This is a genomic window from Duganella sp. (assembly GCF_039595735.1).
Classification (GTDB): Bacteria; Pseudomonadota; Gammaproteobacteria; order Burkholderiales; family Burkholderiaceae_D; genus Rugamonas.
Genome location: NZ_JBCNLB010000008.1, coordinates 73,036 through 89,747 on the forward strand (window position 1 = coordinate 73,036; position 16,712 = coordinate 89,747).

The window sequence follows — 16,712 nt, forward strand, 5'->3', positions numbered from 1 at the left end:
CTTACTTAGAAAGTGCCGCTGTAAACTTGGGTGGTGTAGCTGATCGCCGCGCTGCCGGTCTTGGTGAAGCTGACTGGCACGCTCAGGGTGGCGCCGGCCGCCAGGCTGCCGGTGTTGGCAGTGATGTACGGCACGCCGCTGCGGTTGCCGCTGGCGTTGACCAGGGTCACGCCGGCCGGCAGGCCGCTCAGGGCGATCTGCAGCGGGCCGTTCAGCGCGGCGCCGCTGGTGTTGGTGATGCTCAGGGTGCCGCTCCACTGGCCGCTCAGGCGCGCGTAGGTCAGGCCCGACGGCACGGCCTTGATGCTGGCGCTGACGTCGGTGTACGGCGCTTGCAGGTTGAGGCTGATCACCACCGGATCGTGGTCGGAAGCGCGGTACGGCGCGCTGGTGTACTTGTCCTGCGGCTTGCCGTCGGTGTTGTAGTCCAGCACGGTCGGCTCGTCGGCGTTGTTATGCCATTCGGCGGCATCCACCACTTGCGGGCTCAGCGCGGCGCTGGCCAGCGCGTGGTCGAGGTAGCCGGCTTCGCCGTTGAACACAAACGAGTACGGCATGTTGCCGCTGCCGCGCACGAAGCGCTCCAGCTGGTTGACGTAGCCGGTGGCGGTGATGGCCGCGATCGGGTCTTCGTGGCCGTAGGAGTTGAAGTCGCCGATCAGCAGCACCTTGGCGTCGCCGGCGGCGGCCACCACTTGCGGCACGAAGGCATTCACCAGGCGCTGGGCCTGCTGGATGCGCTGCGCGTTCCAGCAGCTCTGGCCATCGCCCTGGTCGGCGTTGGCGCCGCTGGCCGGGCAGCTGCCCTTGGACTTCAGGTGGTTGACCACCAGCGAGAATTTGGCGCCGTTGACGGTCTTGAAGGTCTGTGCCATCGGCGGACGGTTGTTGATGGCGTCGGCGTCGGACAGCGCGCCGCCCACCAGCGTCAGCGCGGCCGGCTTGTAAATCATGGCCACGCGGATGGCGTCGGTGCCGGTGGCGGCCGGCTTCGGTACCACGGCGTAAGTCTTGATGCCGGTGCCCGGCGAGATCGCTTCGTTGAGCGCGTCGACCAGCTTGGTGACGGTGTATTCGCCGCTGTTCTGGATTTCCATCAGGCCGTAGACGTCGGCATTGATGGCCTTCAGTTCGCCAACGATTTTGGCGGTCTGGCGGTTGAACTCGTTCAGGTTGTCGGCGCCGCGGCAGTTGGATGCCAGCACCTTGCCGTCCAGCAGGCAGCCCTGACCGGTCTGGCCCTGGTCGTTGCTGCCGTTGGTGAAGGTGGTGAAGTAGTTCAGCACGTTGGCGCTGGCCACCTTGACGTTGCCCGGCACCAGTGCCGGCGCATCGGTGCGCGGATTATCCTGCGAGAACACCGGCGCTTCGGTTGGCTGCAGCTTGAAGCCGGCGCCGCCGCCGCCCTTGGCGCCAAAGTCCACCACCCCGGTCAGGTTGGAGACGCTGTCGCCGGCGCGCAGGGAGCCGTCTTCGGTCAGGTAAGGAATGGTGGTCGGCGCGACGAAGATGCCGTCATCCAGGATGATCTGGTTGAGCTGGTTGGCGGCGGCCTGCGCCACCGCTTCCGGCGTGCCCGGACGGTAGCGGTTGGAGGCAATTTCCAGCCGGCCCGAGGACAGCGTGATCTCGCCGCGCGAGCCGAGGAACTCCAGCTGCGACACGGTCAGCTTGCCAAAGCGCACCAGCATGCCCTCCACCTGGCCCAGGTTCGGGTGCGGCAGCGCGACATTGGTCGGCGTGATGCTGATGCCGCCCGCCAGCTTGGCAATTGCGCTCACATTGGTCAGCTCGGTGTACGAGCGGGTGGCGGCGGTCGGCGTGTACTCGCTGACCGTGCCGGTGATGCGGATGCGGTCGCCCACCTGCACGGTGCCGATATTGGCCGCGGTGGTGAACACAAACAGGCCATCCGAGGTATTCGGGTTGCCGTCGCCGTTTTCATCCTGGATGAAGAAGCCGGAACCCACCTTGGCCGTGACCACACCTTCGGTGGTCTGCACGGTGTTGGCATACGGGCTGCTGTCGCCCTCGCCCTGGATTTGCGGAATGGTGTGGGTCACGGCGGCCGGCGCCGCTACCGTCACGCTGATGGCGCAGCTGGCTTCCTGCGACTGGTTGTTGCTGAACTTGATGCTGACCGGGTAGGTGCCGGCCGGTACGCTGGCCGCCACGCTCAGATTGGCGGTGGCAGTGCCGCCGGCGGCATTCGCCGCCAGGAAATTGACCAGGCTGATGCCCGGCACCGCCGCCGAGGTCAGCACCGCGCTGTTGACGATGCCGTCGGCATCGGTGGCGCTGAGATCGGCGCTGCCGTTGACGCCCAGCGCCAGCGCCAGGTTGGCCGGGCAGGTGGCCACGATCGGCGGCTGCGGCGGCGCGCCGCACACATTGAGCGGGCTGGCAGTGTTGCGCGGGGTCGGCGCGGTGACGCTGAAGTCGGCGCTATTGTTGTCGGTATCGGTGCAGCCGCCGTTGGCGCGCAGCGCGGCGGTGCTGTTGCTGAGGGCGCCGGTGGCCGTGCCCTCGGCATAGTTGGCGCTACCAAAGCCGACCAGGTCGACAAAGCTGCCGGCCGCCGGCGAGGCGCTCGACAGCGCGGCGGTGCCGGCCACCAGCGCCACTTTACCGGCGCTGGCGCTCATCGGAATGGTGCCGGTAGCATCCACGGTCGGCAGGGCCGGCGAGCTGCCGCTGCCGGCCGCTTCCTGCACCAGGTAATACTGGCCCGGCTGCAGCACCTTGCTGAGCGCGGTCACCTGCCAGGTGCCGCCGCTGGCGCTGGCGTATTGCACGCTCCAGCCGCTCAGGTCGACCGGGGTGTTGCCGCGGTTGAACAGTTCAATAAAGTCGTTCTGGTATTTGGCGCCGCTGTTGCCGCCGCCGCCGTACACCTGGCTGATGACCACCGACGAATCGGCCATGGCAGGCGCCGCCAGGGCGCCAAGCAGCGCAGCAGCGATGGTGGTGCGCGCCGGCGGAGGGAGGATTTTTTTCATTGAACAGTCCCGGAATAGAAACAAACAGTTGGAAATCTTGCTATTTGCATATTACGGCCAGCGGTTGACGCCTTCATGACATGGCTTTAGTCCGTTCGGACTAAGCGCAAGTTTACCTGGCATCCTGCAAAACAAGTGCTATGCTTGTATAAAGGCAATAAAAATTATCAACAAACATTACTCGTTGCCATGAGACGCCTTCCCTGCCCCCTGCTGTTGTGCTGCCTGCTACTGGCCGGTCAGGCCGGCGCGGCGCCGCCCGTGCCGCAGCAACAGCCGCAGCAACAGCCGCCCAGCGCCTGCGCCAAGGCCTTGCAGGAGCAGCAGCAGGTACAGCAGCAGCCGCAGAAAAAAGTCGATCCGGACGCTTTGTACGATCCTTGCCGGCTGAGCGATGGCAATCCCAACCATGACATCGGCAATAACGAAGGCGAGTCGCCGCCGGATCTGTACGACAAACTGGACGAATGGGTGGAATGGAACCGGCGCCTGGCGGACAACAATGAAGCCGCCCTGCGCTTATGGTCCAACGGCGAGGATGTGGCCGTGATGCCACGCGGCACCGCGCATGGCGATGAAGAATGGTCGTACTGGCGGCTGTCCGAGCGCTACAACAGCGGGCACAGCCAGCCGTGGCTGGCGCCGGCGGGCGCCGCGCCGGCCGTGCCGGAACCGGCCAGCGTAGGGTCGTTGGCAGCCGGACTAACGCTGCTGGCGGCGCTGCAGCGGCGCCGGCGCCAGGCCATCAATGCCGGTAAGGCGCGGCCAGCGGCTCGCCAATAAACACGCCCTGGGTCGGCCACGACACGCTCTTCCAATACGCCTCGATGGCGGTATTGCCGCGCAAATAATTCACCAGCAAGACATTCGAATTCGGGAATTTCTGCCAGTGATTGCACGGCTCGCTGACAGTGCCGTAGCTGGCGGTGGCGCCGGCGTCCAGCCATTTCAGGCTGCTCATTTGCGCCGTGCTCAGCAGGTCGCCGCCGACCGAGGTCAGGTGGTCGGCCAGGGCGCCGGGCAGGAATTTCAGCGTCTCCAGCTTGGGCACGAAATCGCGTCCGGTCTGGTAAATCATGATGTCGCTGACGTTCTCGATGCTGTCAGCCTGCAGCGTCTTGATGGTCAGCTTCTTTTGCGGCACGGTGATCGAGCGCGGGAAGAAGCGCGCCCGGCTGCTGCGCGCCACGTCGCTGGTCTGCAGGAAATACGCGGTGGCGGTCGGCACCGCAAAGCCGCTCAGCACGCCGCGGTCGATCAGCGCCTTGCTGGCCGCCACCGACTCGGTCGGCATTTGCATGGAGATGCGCATCTTGAAGTCCGTCATCGGCTGGCGCGACGGCGAGTTGAAGTACGGGCTGGGCTTGCTGGGATTGCAGGAATTAGCGCACAGGCTGGTATCGAGGCCCATGGTGTAAGCCGCCGTCAGGGCATTGCACTCCACCGCATAGGGCGCGGTCCACACCATCAGCACAGCCTGGATATTCGGTCCCAGCTTGCTGTCGATCTGCGCCTTGAGCGCCTCGAACTGCTCGGCATCCAGCTTGCGCGGGCGGTTCGGGATGCGCACGTGGACCATATTCGCGGCCGGGATGGCGCGCGCCTTGCGGTAATACTCGGCAATCTCGACACTATTCGGTTCATCGTCGTTGACGATCACGGCCAGTTGATTGGCGCTCAGGCCAACCGGCGCACTCGGGCCTTGGGCATGGGCGGGGATGGCGGCGTACAGCAGCACGGCCAGCAGAAGGGAGAAAAGTCGCAAGAGTCGTTATCGGTCAATGAGGTCGTAAAAAAGAACGGAGGCCGCAGCCTCCGTTTCATTATAGCGCCGTCAGGTGCGCTGATACACGTCCTCGATGCGGACAATATCGTCCTCGCCCAGGTAACTGCCGGACTGCACCTCGATCAGGTGCAGCGGCAGCTTGCCGGGATTCTCCAGGCGGTGGGTGGCGCCGATCGGAATGTAGGTCGACTCGTTCTCGGTCAGCAGGGTGACCGCATCGCCGCAGGTCACGCGGGCGGTGCCGCTGACCACGATCCAATGTTCGGCGCGGTGGTGGTGCATCTGCAGCGACAGCTTGCCGCCCGGATTGACCGTAATGCGCTTGACCTGGAAGCGGTCGCCGACGTCGATGCCCTCGTAGCAGCCCCACGGGCGGTACACCTTGGTGTGGTGCAGGTGCTCGGTGCGCGACTGCGACTTCAGATGCTGCACCACGTCCTTGACGCGCTGCACCTGATCCTTGTGCGCCACCAGCACGGCGTCGGCAGTTTCCACCACCACCAGATCCTGCACACCGACCACCGCCACGATGCGGCTTTCAGCGCGCACCAGCGAGTTCGACACGCCGTCCAGGAACACATCGCCGCGCGTTGCGTTGCCGCGCTCGTCCTTGGCCTGCACTTCCCACAGCGCCGACCACGAGCCCACGTCGCTCCAGCCGATGTCGGCCGGGACCACAATGGCGTGCTGGGTGTGTTCCATCACCGCATAGTCGATCGAGTCGGACGGGCAATCGGTGAACGCCGCTTCCTGCAGGCGGCAGAAATCCAGATCGCTGTACCCTTGTTGCACGGCCTGTTCGGTGGCAGCCGCAATGGCCGGCTGCAGCGTGCGCAGCTCTTCCAGGTAGCTGGCGGCGCGGAACAGGAACATGCCGCTGTTCCAGTAATAATTGCCGGCAGCCACAAAGCCCTCGGCGGTCTCGCGGTCCGGTTTCTCGACAAAGCGGTCCACCTTGTAGCACTGGGCGGCGCCGGCCGGCGCGCCGCTGCGGATGTAGCCATAGCCGGTTTCCGGACTGGTCGGCACGATGCCGAAGGTGGCCAGCGCACCGCTGGCGACCGGCACGGCGGCATGGCTGATGGCCTGGTAGAAGGCATCCACATCATTGATGACGTGGTCGGCCGGCAGCACCAGCATCACCGCCTCCGGATCGCGCGCCGCCAGGTAATGGGCGGCGGCGGCCACCGCCGGCGCCGTATTGCGGCCGACCGGTTCCAGCAGAATCGCCAGCGGCGTGATACCGATGTCGCGCAGCTGCTCGGCCACCAGGAAGCGGTGATCGTTACCGCACACCACCAGCGGCTGCATCAAGCCCGGCCGTCCGGCCAGACGCAACGCGGTGTCCTGCAGCATCGTCTGCTCGCCCATGACCGGCAATAATTGCTTGGGCAGTACCGCGCGCGACAAAGGCCACAGGCGCGTTCCCGCGCCGCCTGACAGGATGACCGGATAAATCTTCATGCAATGAGTCTCTTCTCTATATGGGCTGTTAAATCGGTGTCGGTGCTTTCCACCGTGCGACGCTTGTTGCGGCGGTCGCGGGCATTCGACCACACGTCCAACGGCAACTCAGAAACGTGCTTCATGACACCGGCACGGTCGACACTATAATCCTTGAAGACGATAATTTCTTCCAAAGAAACATTCGGTAACACGCGAGTATATTCGAATAGCACGCTGCGCACTATCTTAGCACCATGACAAATGTGGCTGCCATGGCCGATCCACGCCGGGCCGATGATGGTGGTGCCAGCCTCGATGCGCACGCCGGAGCCAATATACACCGGTCCCTCGATGTGGGTATCGGTCCAGTCAATACTCGTGTTCAGGCCGACCCACAGGCCCTCTTTCAGCTGGATGCCGGGCACGTCCAGGTGAGCCACTTCGCCGCGCAGCACATCCTGGCACACCTCCCAGTAATCGCGCACGGTGCCGATGTCGATCCAGTTGAATGGGCGGGTCTGGGCGTAGAACGGCAAGCCTTTTTCCACCAGCAGCGGGAACAGGTCGGAGCCGATGTCAAAGGTGGTGCCGGACGGGATCAGATCGAGCGCTTCGGGCTCGAAAATGTAGATGCCGGTGCTGGCAAAGTTGGACAGCGCCTCTTCCTGCGATGGTTTTTCCTGGAACGATTTGACGCGGCCGTCGGCCTCGGTCACCACCACGCCGTAGCTGGACACCTTGTCCCACGGCACTTCCTTGGTGATCACGGACGCGATCGCGCCCTTGCGCTTGTGTTCGAACAGGGCCGCATTCAGGTCGAGGTCGATCAGGGCGTCGCCGCACAGCACAATGGTGGTCTTGTCAAAGAAACCGCCGAGATCCTGAATTTTCTTCATGCCGCCGGCCGAGCCGATCGGCTGCGGCACCACTTCGCCGGCATCGTTGGTGTAGCCCTCGAACGAGTAACCGATCTGCACGCCGTATTGGTGGCCTTCGCCAAAATAATTCTCGATCTTCTCGTGCAGGTAGGCAACGTTGACCATGATTTCCTTCACACCGTACTTTTCAAGGTACTCGATCAGGTAGGCCATCACCGGTTTGCCCAACAGTGGAATCATGGGCTTGGGTAAATCATACGTCAACGGACGAACCCGCGTACCTTTACCTGCGGCCAAAATCATGGCTTTCATAGTGTCGCTCCTGGAAGTTAATAAAAGGGCTATCCGCTGTAAAATTTATGCCGCACTGCAGCACTTGGCTATCGTACAATATTTTCAGGAAATTGCCCACACGTTTGCTTTTCGTGGCGGCAACGTGCGGAAAGAAAGCCACCCCGCCCGGCCGACAGCAGCGGCCTGACTTGCTGCGATGCGAAATACATCCGTTCGCATTCAATTGTTTGCCTCAAATGCGCGGTCACAGGCATAATCGTTTCCCATCAGACAACTGGAAGGTAAGATGGACTTTAGAAGAGATATCAACGGCTTGCGGGCATGGGCCGTGCTGGCAGTCATCCTGTTTCACTTCAACCCGGCCTGGCTGCCCGGCGGTTACGCCGGCGTCGATGTGTTTTTTGTCATCTCCGGCTATCTGATGACGTCGATCATTTGCCGCGGTCTGCAGCAGGACAAGTTCCGCGTGTTCCAGTTTTACCTGGCCCGCGGCCGCCGCATCATTCCGGCCCTGCTGGCGCCCTGCCTGCTGCTGCTGGTGTTGGGCTGGTGCTTCCTGCTGCCCCCTGAATACCTGGCGCTGGGCAAACATGTGGCGGGCAGCCTGGCCTTTGTATCCAATATGGTGTACTGGAAGGAAGCCGGTTACTTTGCCGCCGGCGCCCACGAGAAATGGCTGCTGCACACCTGGTCGCTGTCGGTCGAGTGGCAGTTTTACCTGCTCTATCCGCTGGCGCTGATGGCCGTGCGCCGCCTGCTGGGCTTGCGCGCCTTGCGCTGGGCTGTGCTGGCCGGGGCGTTGCTGTCGTTCGGACTGTCGGTGTACGCCACGCCGCGCTTCCCGGATGGCGCCTTCTTCCTGCTGCCGACGCGCGCATGGGAAATGATGATGGGCGGACTCGCCCTGCTGTTCCCGCTGGGCTGGCTGACACAGCGCCCGCGCCTGACCGAGGCATGCGGCCTGCTCATGATTGCGGCCAGCTATATCCTGATTTCAGAAAGTAACCCATGGCCAGGATCGCTGGCACTGCTGCCGGTGACCGGCGCGTTTTTGGTCATCCAGGCCAATCGCCAACAAGGCGTGCCCACCAATAACCCGCTGTTCCAATGGCTGGGGAATATTTCCTACTCGCTGTATTTGTGGCATTGGCCAATTGTGGTCCTGCTGGCCTATTGGGGGGTACTGACCGAGCCTGCATGGCAGCTGGGCGGCATTGCAGCCTCGCTGGCGGCGGCCTACGCCTCCTATCTTTGGGTGGAGCAGCCGATGCGCACGCGGGTGCAGCCGCGCTGGTCGGCCTCGTGGGCCGGGGCCTCGGCCGCGCTGCTGGCGATGGGCGGAGCAGTGGTTCTGACCAACGGCATGATCGGCGCCTATCGTCCGGTCAGCGTGTCAGACCGCGCCAGCTTTGTGGCCGCCTACGGCGAGAAATACAAGCACCTGACAGTGTCGCACTGGATCGACAAATGCAACGTGGTGGACGTGTTGTCGCGCACCGGCAAGCCAGATACCGATCCGATCTGCACCACCAAGCAAGGTGATGGCGGCGTCTTCCTGTGGGGCGACTCGCACGCCGAGGCATTGTCGTTCGGCTTGCGCGCGCAGTTGCCCAAAGGGACGCCCTTCTACCAGGTCACCTCCGCTGGCTGCCGCCCCAGCCTGCACGACGACATCAAACAGAAAGGTCTGTTTGCCGTGGCGTGCAAGTATTCCAATCAGTTCGCCATGAAAAAGATTGCCGAGCTGCGCCCGACCACCGTGGTCATGGCACAGCAGCGCGATCATGAAAAGACCGACTGGCGTGAAATCGGCGCAGCCCTGAAGGCCGCCGGGGTGCGCCAGGCCATCCTGGTGGGGCCAGTGCCACAGTGGCAGCCTTCGTTGCCGATCGTAATCGTCAACCGCCACTGGAGCGACCCGCACCCCTACATTCAGGACGCAGCGCTGGACCAGAGCATTCTGCGCACCAACGCCAAGATGCGGGCCCTGACCGCCGGCACCGGCGTGACCTTTGTCTCCGTAATCGATCAGCTGTGCCGGGCCGAGGCGTGTCTGGCGCGCGTACCACCGGCCAGCGACCTGCTGCTGGTGGACTACGGCCACCTGTCGGAAGAAGGCTCGTCCTACGTGGTGAAAAACCTGCTGGTGCCACAGCTGATGCGCTAGGCAAGGCGCAATAAAAAAAGCGACCTTTGTGAGGTCGCTTTTTTCTGAGCCGCCAACCGCTCAGGCGGCGTTGCCGGTACTTTCCTTACCGACACGACGCTTGTTGCGACGGTCGCGCGCATTGGCCCAGGCATCCGGCTCGTATTCCGAAATGTGCTTCATCTCGCCAGCCCGGTTGACGCTGTATTCCTTGAACACAATGATCTCGCTCAGCTCCACCGCCGGCAGGATGCGGGTGTATTCAAACAGGATGCTGCGCTCAACGGTGGCATCCTTGCAGATGTGGCTGCCATGGCCGATCCAGGTCGGGCCGATGATGGTCACGCCCGACTCGATGCGGGTGCCGGAGCCGATGTAGACCGGGCCTTCAATGCGGGTGCCGTGCCAGTCGATGCTGGTGTTGAGACCGACCCACAGGCCATCGTTGATCTGAATGCCGGGCACGTCCATGTGGGCCACCTCGCCCATCAGCACGTCCTGGCACACTTCCCAGTAATCGCGCACGGTGCCGATGTCGATCCAGTTGAACGGGCGGGTCTGGGCGTAGAACGGCAGGCCTTTTTCCACCAGCAGCGGGAACAGGTCTGAGCCGATGTCGAAGGTGGTGCCGGACGGGATCAGGTCCAGCACTTCCGGTTCAAAGATGTAGATGCCGGTGCTGGCAAAGTTGGACAGCGCCTGCTCTTGCGACGGCTTTTCCTGGAAGGACTTGACGCGGCCGTCAGCCTCGGTCACCACCACGCCGTAGCTGGAGACCTTGTCCCACGGCACTTCCTTGGTGATCACGGACGCGATCGCGCCCTTGCGCTTGTGCTCGAACAGGGCCGATTTCAGATCGAGGTCGATCAGGGCATCGCCGCACAGCACGATCGTGGTTTCATCAAAGAAACCGCCGAAATCCTGGATTTTCTTCATGCCGCCAGCCGAGCCGATCGGCTGTGGCACCACTTCGCCATCGTCGTTGGTGTAGCCCTCGAATGAGTAACCGATCTGCACACCGTACTGGTGGCCCTCGCCAAAGTAATCCTCGATCTTCTCGTGCAGGTAGGACACGTTGACCATGATTTCCTTGATGCCATACTTTTCCAGATGCTCGATCAGATAGGCCATTACCGGCTTGCCCAGCAAGGGGATCATGGGCTTAGGCAGGTCGTAGGTCAGTGGCCGCACCCGGGTTCCCTTGCCTGCGGCAAGTATCATCGCTTTCATGAGGTAACTCCTATAATTTTGAATATCACAGCATCTTAAAACACTCAGGCGGGCAATGAGCGCCGTGTTGGCTCAAGTGCACACTTACGGCTTACAGCAAGCCGCGGAAATCGGTCAGGCGCGCGGCGAAGCCTCCCACCAGTACCAGCCCCATCAGGACCGCACTAAGCAGAACCACCGGATGGCGCTGGCGCAGGGTGGACCGCATGTGTGGCGCCAGCAACAACCCGGACAGCAATATGGCCAGGATGCTCCAGTAGGCATAGCGCACGTCCGAAGCTACCCCGACCAGCAGGTAGGCCAGCAGATACAATTCGCCCGACACCAGCAAGGCCAGCCCGGCGCGGCCGGCAACACTGCTGCGCCCATCACGCGCCATCAGCCAGAAGGCGATGCCTGCCGCCACCCAGACGATGGGCCAGCCAAGGAAGTTCTTCTTGATGTAATCCGAACGGACCTCGCGCGCCACTTCGGCAGCGCTGGCGCGGCTCCATGGATATACCCACGGCGCCTCAACGCCGCAGCCAGGCGCATAACGACAGTGTTTTGCCGGCACCAGGAAGAACATCTCGGAATTAAAGGCACGCAGGCGATGGTCGAGGTAAGCCAGTGGATGGCTCAGTACAGCATGCGCCCACTGACGTCCCAGTTCCTGACGGGCCGGCGAATCGGTTGGCCCCAGTCGCTCAGACACGACGCGGCAGTAGCCCCAAGGGCTGAACGTATCCCAGAAATACGGCGTGTAGCAGCGCTGCACGTCCGCCAGAGTCAGCCCGGTGGCTGGCGGCAGCACCCCGGCGTCACCGGACTGGCGGGCGATGCCGGCCATGTCAAACAACTGCAGCGACTGGATCGCACCTGAATTGCGCGCGCCGATCACCTGGTGGTTGATCACACCTGACAGCAGCAGCGCCAGCACGGTGGCCAGCGCCGACCACAGCACGGTCGCCCACAACTTGCGCTGCGGTTTGTCAAAGAACAGGAACAACAGCAATGGCCCCAATGCGAACACGGCGTTGGTGCGCACCAGCGCGCCGTAGGCCAGCAACAACAGCGCAGGCAGCAAGACCGTCAACGGTGGACGACGTCCTTGCAGACGATACCAGGCCAGCAGGCCGAAACCAGCGATCAGGGCCGACGCCATGCCGACGTCTTTCCAGATGCCGCCGTTGTAAAACACCAGCACCGGGAAGGCTCCGGCCAGCAATACCAGCAGGGCCGTCCGCACGCGGCCGGAGCGCGCCAGGCCGTCAGCCAGCAGGCCCAGGCCCAGCCAGTGCAGTCCCAGGTGCAGGATCAGCATCGGCGCCGGTCCATGCATCACGCGGTCCAGCAAGGTCCACAGCACCGCCATGATGGGTGGATGCCAGTCAGTATAGATACCGGAACGCACCTCCTCATACTGCAGCCACGAGTCGTTGTTCATCGTGCCCGGATAATGCAGGCCGACATTGACCAGCAACAGCAGCACGACCAGCGCGAGCAGCAGCCCGCTGCGCGCGCGCGGGGTGCGTTCAGCCCAGAACCGCGTCAGCAGCGGCCGGCGACCGCCGCGCTCAGCTACGGTAGGCATCCGTGCCCGCCAACAGGCTGCGTTCGAACTGCAGGCGCTGCTGGTGACTCAGGGAATCAAGTATCAGTCCGATCGCCAGCAGCACGATGGCAAAGATTTGCAGGCTGGCCGCCAGCACGGCCAGCGGCACGTGGTAGATGTACTTGTAGGAGAACCAGTCGATCAGCACCGGCACCGCTGACAGCACGCCCAGCAGACTGGCCAGCAAGGCTAGCGAGCCGAAGAACATCAGCGGGCGGTAGTAACGCAGGATCTGGGCGATGGTGAAGATCACCTTGGCGCCGTCCGACAGCGTGTTGAGCTTGGAGAAGGAGCCGGCCGGACGGTCCTTGTACTCGACCGGAATTTCGACGATGCGGAAACGCTTGTGCAGCGCGTGCAGGGTCATGTCGGTCTCGATCTGGAAGCCTTCCACCAGGATCGGGTAGCTCTTGACGAAGGCGCGGCTGAACACGCGGTAGCCGCTCATGATGTCCACCAGCTTGGCGCTGAACAGGGTATTGACCGCGTGCTGCACCAGCGCGTTGCCAAAGCCGTGCAGCGAACGGGTGTTTTCGCGCGCGTAGTGGCCGCCCGAGTGGCGGTCGCCCACCACCATGTCGGCGCGGTTTTCCACGATCGGCGCGATCAGGTCGCGCGCGCGGCTGGCCGGGTAGGTCATGTCGGCATCGGCCAGCACGTACACATCGGCGTCAATGCTGTGGAAGGCGCGGCGCAAGGCGTTGCCCTTGCCCTGGCGCAGTTCGTCAATCACGCCGCCGCCACAGCCCAGGCCCGCCAGCACCTCGCGCGCGATGGCGCCGGTCTTGTCCTTGGAATTGTTGTTGATGACGTAGATACGGGCTTCCGGCAAATGCGTGGCGAAGTCCCGGATGGTATCGGCGATGGTCAGCTCTTCATTGTAGGCTGGCAGCACCACGGCGATCCGCGGAACAGCGCTACTGACATTTTCTTTTTGCATTACACCCTCTCGTTCAGTTCATGGTTTTGCCGGCGCTTAGCCGGCGTGCGATTGCCAGCGCCAGGAATCGGCGCACATCTGGTGAATATCCCGCTCGGCTTTCCAGCCCAGCTCGCGCTCGGCCAGGGCGGCGTCGGCGTAGCAGGCGGCAATGTCGCCCGGGCGGCGCGCCACGATCTGGTACGGCACCGGGCGGCCGCTGGCCTGCTCGAAGGCGCGCACCATGTCCAGCACGCTGTAGCCGCGGCCGGTGCCGAGGTTGTAGGTGTACACGCCCGGACCGGCCTGCAGCTTGTCAATGGTCTTGACGTGGCCCAGCGCCAGGTCGACCACGTGGATGTAGTCGCGCACGCCGGTGCCGTCCGGGGTCGGGTAATCGTTGCCGTACACCGACAGCTGCGGACGGCGGCCCACCGCCACCTGGGCCACAAACGGCAGCAGGTTGTTGGGGATGCCGTTCGGGTCTTCACCGATCAGGCCGCTTTCGTGCGCGCCCACCGGGTTGAAGTAGCGCAGCAGCGCGATGCGCCAGGCCGCGTCCGAGCGCGCCAGGTCGCGCAGCAGTTCTTCCACCATCAGCTTGCTGCGGCCATACGGGTTGGTGGCGCCCAGCGGGAAGTTTTCCAGGATCGGCACCGAGGCCGGGTCGCCGTACACGGTGGCCGAGGAGCTGAACACGATCGACTTGACGCCGAACTTGGCCATGGTCTCCAGCAGCGCCACGGTGCCGCCAACGTTGTTGTCGTAGTAGCGCAGCGGCTCGGCCACCGATTCGCCCACGGCCTTGAGGCCGGCAAAGTGGATCACCGAGTCGATCTGATGCTGGCTGAACAGCTGTTCCAGCGCGGCGCGGTCGCGCACGTCGCCTTCCACGAAGGTGAAGTGGCGGCCGGTGATCTGTTCGATGCGCTGTTGCACCGAGCTCTTGGCGTTGCACAGGTTGTCGAGGATGACCACGTCGTGGCCGGCATTGCTCAGCTCGACGCAGGTATGCGAGCCAATGTAGCCCATGCCGCCCGTTACCAGTATTTTCATGACGATGCTCCTTGTTGTTCAGTCAGTGTACGGTCCACCAGGCCGAGGAATTGCGGCGCCAGTGCCGACCACAGGTATTTTTTGCCCGAGGCATGCGCGGCCTGCGACACCGCCGGCAATTGCGCACGCTGGGCGGCCACGGTGCCGATCACGTTGGCAAACGCCTGCGCGTCATAGTCGAAGATCCAGCCGTTGCGGCCATCGACCACGTAGTCCGAGTGGGTGCGGATGCGGCTGCCCAGCACCGGCAGCCCGGCCACCAGGTATTCAAACAGTTTGGTCGGCGGATTGAAGCGCCACCAGATGCGGTCTTCCCAGATGCAGATGCCAACGTCGGCCTCGGCCAGATAGCGCGGAATCTCGCTGCCGGGCACCCGCCCCACCACTTGCACGTGGTCGGCAATGCCCAGCTCGGCGGCGCGCTGCCGGCAATAAGCCAGCTGGTCGTCGGCGGCGCCGACGATGGTCAGGGTGGCGTCATGGCCCTGCTGGCGCGCCAGCGCCAGGCCTTCCAGCATGACGTCACGGCCGCGCTCGCGCATCACGGTGCCGGTGTACACCAGGCGCAGCGCGGCGGCGCGGTTGACCTGGGCCAGGAAACCGAAGCGGTCTTCGACGCCCATGTAAATCAGTTCGGCGCGCTGCGGATCGACGCCGTGGTTCAACAGGTCTTCCAGGTGGGCCTCGCCGATCGGCATCACCTTGCTGACCCGGTTGGCGGCCGCGTAGTTCAGGCGCAGCAGCAGGCGCGAGGCCAGGCGCTTGACCGGGTGGCGGTAATCCGGGAAGAAGAAATGGGTCGGGTGCTCGTTCCAGTACAGCAGGGTCGGCAATCCCGTGAGGCCGTAGGCGGTGATTGCCAGCTGCGAGCCGAGCAGCACCACCAGGTCGGTCGGCTGGCTGCGGCAAAAGCGCGCGCAGGCGCGCATGAAGCGCAGCTGGTCCAGCACCGAGGTGCCCTTGGTGCTGAACACCCGGGTTTCCAACGGCAGGCCCTCAAACTCCTTTTCGAAGAAGGCATTGCGCAGCAGCAGCGTCACGCGGTAGCGCTCAGCCAGCGCCTTGATGCGGTACTTGAAATCCAGGTAACCGGGTTGCCCCTCGTAGAACCAGGTGGCGATCACGATATGCACAGGCTTCCCCATCAGGCCACCGCAGCCGCTTCCTGTTGGCTCACCTTGGCCACCGCATCGTCGAAATCGCTGGCAAACACGGCGATCTCGGACGGATGGGTCCAGGCCTGGTGGAAGGTGGAAATCTTGCCGTAATCATTGTCCAGCACCACGTGCGGCTTGTTCAGCAGCAGGCACAGGATGTGGGCGTGCAGACGGTCGGTCAGCACTACCTTGCCCTGTGACAGCAGACGCACACCGCGCTGCAGGCGCGCCTGGGCGGTCATATTGGCCAGGCCCACCATCAGCTTGCGGCCCACCGCGTGGCGGTTCCAGCGCGCGTTGAACTTGCACAGCTGGTTGGACAGCTTTTGCTCGAACCAGTCCGACACCAGCCAGTCGTCGCGCAGCCAGCGGCCCGGCAGGCGCTCCAGCGCCAGATGGCGCACCGCGCCGGCGCCGGCCGCTTCGATGTCGTCGCGCGCCAGCACAAAGCCGTCCACCTGGGGACGCTGTGGCGTGATGGCGCCGATGAAGAAGGCCATGTCCGGCGACTGGTGGATGGCGCAGCTGTCGCCAAAGTATTCGCGCGCCTGGCGGTCGGTCACCTGGTCGCGCGTCAGCAGCACGAACTGGCCGTGGGCGCGGATCGCTTCCTGGGTCTCGGCAATATTGGCCGGGTTGTCAAAGCGCACGGTCTGCGGGAACTGCACCAGGCGACAACCCTTCAGCTCGCGCAGCGCGCGCAGGCGCAGCGCATGCGGCTCCGGCCAGCGGTCGCCAAAATTGCCGCCGCCCTGGAACAGCACCACGCCGTCCGGACCGATCACACGGCGGATCAGTTCAGGGTCGAAGGCTTCGTGCCAGCAGATGTACTCGATGCTGGCGCCGCGCTGCTGCAGGTAGGCGATCTGGCCCAGCCAGATATAGGAATCGCCGGCATTGGCGTACTGGGGAAAGTCGATCACGGCCACCTTCTGGCCGGGCTGAATATAGCGATCCAGCACCGAGCCGGCGGCTTTTTGCAACTGAGAAATTAATTCCGTCTGTTTCATACTGTGTTTATCCTGTTATTTCTGCAGTTATCCTCACCGGCCCCGCGTGCAGGCGAGGCGCGCGCCTTCCGGGCCCTGCCCAACGCCCGGTTGTCTGGTCCAACGGGAACGGCCTCCCAGCCACGCAGAAACTTGCAAGATCCCTCACGCACCCGGCCCGCGCCGGCCGGCAGCGGCCGCCCTGACTGGACGGCACA

Annotated in this window: 12 protein-coding genes; 2 read left to right on the forward strand and 10 right to left on the reverse strand. The window is 63.8% G+C overall.

Annotated elements, in window-relative coordinates; translation table 11 throughout:
• Positions 1 to 5: 5 nt before the first annotated feature.
• A complete protein-coding gene (locus ABDW57_RS15795) occupies positions 6 to 2,999 on the reverse strand; it encodes an ExeM/NucH family extracellular endonuclease (RefSeq protein WP_343731132.1) in 2,994 nt (997 codons plus the stop codon).
• Positions 3,000 to 3,188: 189 nt separating this feature from the next.
• Here ABDW57_RS15795 and ABDW57_RS15800 point away from each other — a divergent pair, with 189 nt between their 5' ends.
• Positions 3,189 to 3,782 (forward strand): PEP-CTERM sorting domain-containing protein, encoded by a 594-nt coding sequence (locus ABDW57_RS15800; protein ID WP_343731133.1) that lies wholly within the window; start codon positions 3,189 to 3,191, stop codon positions 3,780 to 3,782.
• Here ABDW57_RS15800 and ABDW57_RS15805 read toward each other — a convergent pair.
• The 3 genes from ABDW57_RS15805 to ABDW57_RS15815 all read right to left on the reverse strand — a co-directional run bounded on the left by ABDW57_RS15805 (position 3,745) and on the right by ABDW57_RS15815 (position 7,421).
• Positions 3,745 to 4,764, reverse strand: coding sequence for a TIGR03790 family protein (locus ABDW57_RS15805; RefSeq protein ID WP_343731134.1), 1,020 nt, complete (start codon positions 4,762 to 4,764; stop codon positions 3,745 to 3,747). The two genes, ABDW57_RS15800 and ABDW57_RS15805, sit on opposite strands and share 38 nt — an antisense overlap.
• A gap of 69 nt (positions 4,765 to 4,833) precedes the next feature.
• A complete protein-coding gene (locus ABDW57_RS15810; RefSeq protein ID WP_343731135.1) occupies positions 4,834 to 6,249 on the reverse strand; it encodes a mannose-1-phosphate guanylyltransferase/mannose-6-phosphate isomerase in 1,416 nt (471 codons plus the stop codon).
• Positions 6,246 to 7,421 (reverse strand): NDP-sugar synthase, encoded by a 1,176-nt coding sequence (locus ABDW57_RS15815; protein WP_343731136.1) that lies wholly within the window; start codon positions 7,419 to 7,421, stop codon positions 6,246 to 6,248. The genes ABDW57_RS15810 and ABDW57_RS15815 overlap by 4 nt, the downstream gene beginning before the upstream one ends.
• Positions 7,422 to 7,689: 268 nt before the next feature.
• Here ABDW57_RS15815 and ABDW57_RS15820 point away from each other — a divergent pair, with 268 nt between their 5' ends.
• A complete protein-coding gene (locus ABDW57_RS15820) occupies positions 7,690 to 9,570 on the forward strand; it encodes an acyltransferase family protein (protein ID WP_343731137.1) in 1,881 nt (626 codons plus the stop codon).
• 60 nt (positions 9,571 to 9,630) lie between these two features.
• On the opposite strand, the gene ABDW57_RS15825 is transcribed toward ABDW57_RS15820, so the two are convergent.
• The 6 genes from ABDW57_RS15825 to ABDW57_RS15850 all read right to left on the reverse strand — a co-directional run bounded on the left by ABDW57_RS15825 (position 9,631) and on the right by ABDW57_RS15850 (position 16,515).
• A complete protein-coding gene (locus ABDW57_RS15825; protein ID WP_343731138.1) occupies positions 9,631 to 10,779 on the reverse strand; it encodes an NDP-sugar synthase in 1,149 nt (382 codons plus the stop codon).
• 91 nt (positions 10,780 to 10,870) lie between these two features.
• Complete coding sequence (locus ABDW57_RS15830) at positions 10,871 to 12,352, reverse strand: hypothetical protein (RefSeq protein ID WP_343731139.1); 1,482 nt, start codon at positions 12,350 to 12,352, stop codon at positions 10,871 to 10,873.
• The gene (locus ABDW57_RS15835) at positions 12,336 to 13,313 is read right to left on the reverse strand and encodes a glycosyltransferase family 2 protein (RefSeq protein ID WP_343731140.1); all 978 of its coding nucleotides are present in this window, start codon (positions 13,311 to 13,313) and stop codon (positions 12,336 to 12,338) included. Before ABDW57_RS15835 ends, ABDW57_RS15830 begins: the two co-directional genes overlap by 17 nt.
• 36 nt (positions 13,314 to 13,349) lie before the next feature.
• Complete coding sequence (gene galE / locus ABDW57_RS15840) at positions 13,350 to 14,348, reverse strand: UDP-glucose 4-epimerase GalE (RefSeq protein WP_343731141.1); 999 nt, start codon at positions 14,346 to 14,348, stop codon at positions 13,350 to 13,352.
• Positions 14,345 to 15,493: a glycosyltransferase family 4 protein gene (locus ABDW57_RS15845; protein ID WP_343731142.1), complete on the reverse strand. Its 1,149-nt coding sequence runs from the start codon at positions 15,491 to 15,493 to the stop codon at positions 14,345 to 14,347. The genes galE and ABDW57_RS15845 overlap by 4 nt, the downstream gene beginning before the upstream one ends.
• On the reverse strand, positions 15,493 to 16,515 hold the full coding sequence (locus tag ABDW57_RS15850) for a polysaccharide pyruvyl transferase family protein (protein ID WP_343731143.1): 1,023 nt from the start codon (positions 16,513 to 16,515) through the stop codon (positions 15,493 to 15,495). Before ABDW57_RS15850 ends, ABDW57_RS15845 begins: the two co-directional genes overlap by 1 nt.
• Positions 16,516 to 16,712 lie beyond the last annotated feature (197 nt).

Coding starts and splice junctions, on each gene's coding strand:
- ABDW57_RS15795 (WP_343731132.1), bottom strand. CDS start 2,999: ATGAAAAAAATCCTCCCTCCGCCGGCGCGCACCACCATCGCTGCTGCG.
- ABDW57_RS15800 (WP_343731133.1), top strand. CDS start 3,189: ATGAGACGCCTTCCCTGCCCCCTGCTGTTGTGCTGCCTGCTACTGGCC.
- ABDW57_RS15810 (WP_343731135.1), bottom strand. CDS start 6,249: ATGAAGATTTATCCGGTCATCCTGTCAGGCGGCGCGGGAACGCGCCTG.
- ABDW57_RS15815 (WP_343731136.1), bottom strand. CDS start 7,421: ATGAAAGCCATGATTTTGGCCGCAGGTAAAGGTACGCGGGTTCGTCCG.
- ABDW57_RS15820 (WP_343731137.1), top strand. CDS start 7,690: ATGGACTTTAGAAGAGATATCAACGGCTTGCGGGCATGGGCCGTGCTG.
- ABDW57_RS15825 (WP_343731138.1), bottom strand. CDS start 10,779: ATGAAAGCGATGATACTTGCCGCAGGCAAGGGAACCCGGGTGCGGCCA.
- ABDW57_RS15830 (WP_343731139.1), bottom strand. CDS start 12,352: ATGCCTACCGTAGCTGAGCGCGGCGGTCGCCGGCCGCTGCTGACGCGG.
- ABDW57_RS15835 (WP_343731140.1), bottom strand. CDS start 13,313: ATGCAAAAAGAAAATGTCAGTAGCGCTGTTCCGCGGATCGCCGTGGTG.
- galE (WP_343731141.1), bottom strand. CDS start 14,348: ATGAAAATACTGGTAACGGGCGGCATGGGCTACATTGGCTCGCATACC.
- ABDW57_RS15845 (WP_343731142.1), bottom strand. CDS start 15,493: ATGGGGAAGCCTGTGCATATCGTGATCGCCACCTGGTTCTACGAGGGG.
- ABDW57_RS15850 (WP_343731143.1), bottom strand. CDS start 16,515: ATGAAACAGACGGAATTAATTTCTCAGTTGCAAAAAGCCGCCGGCTCG.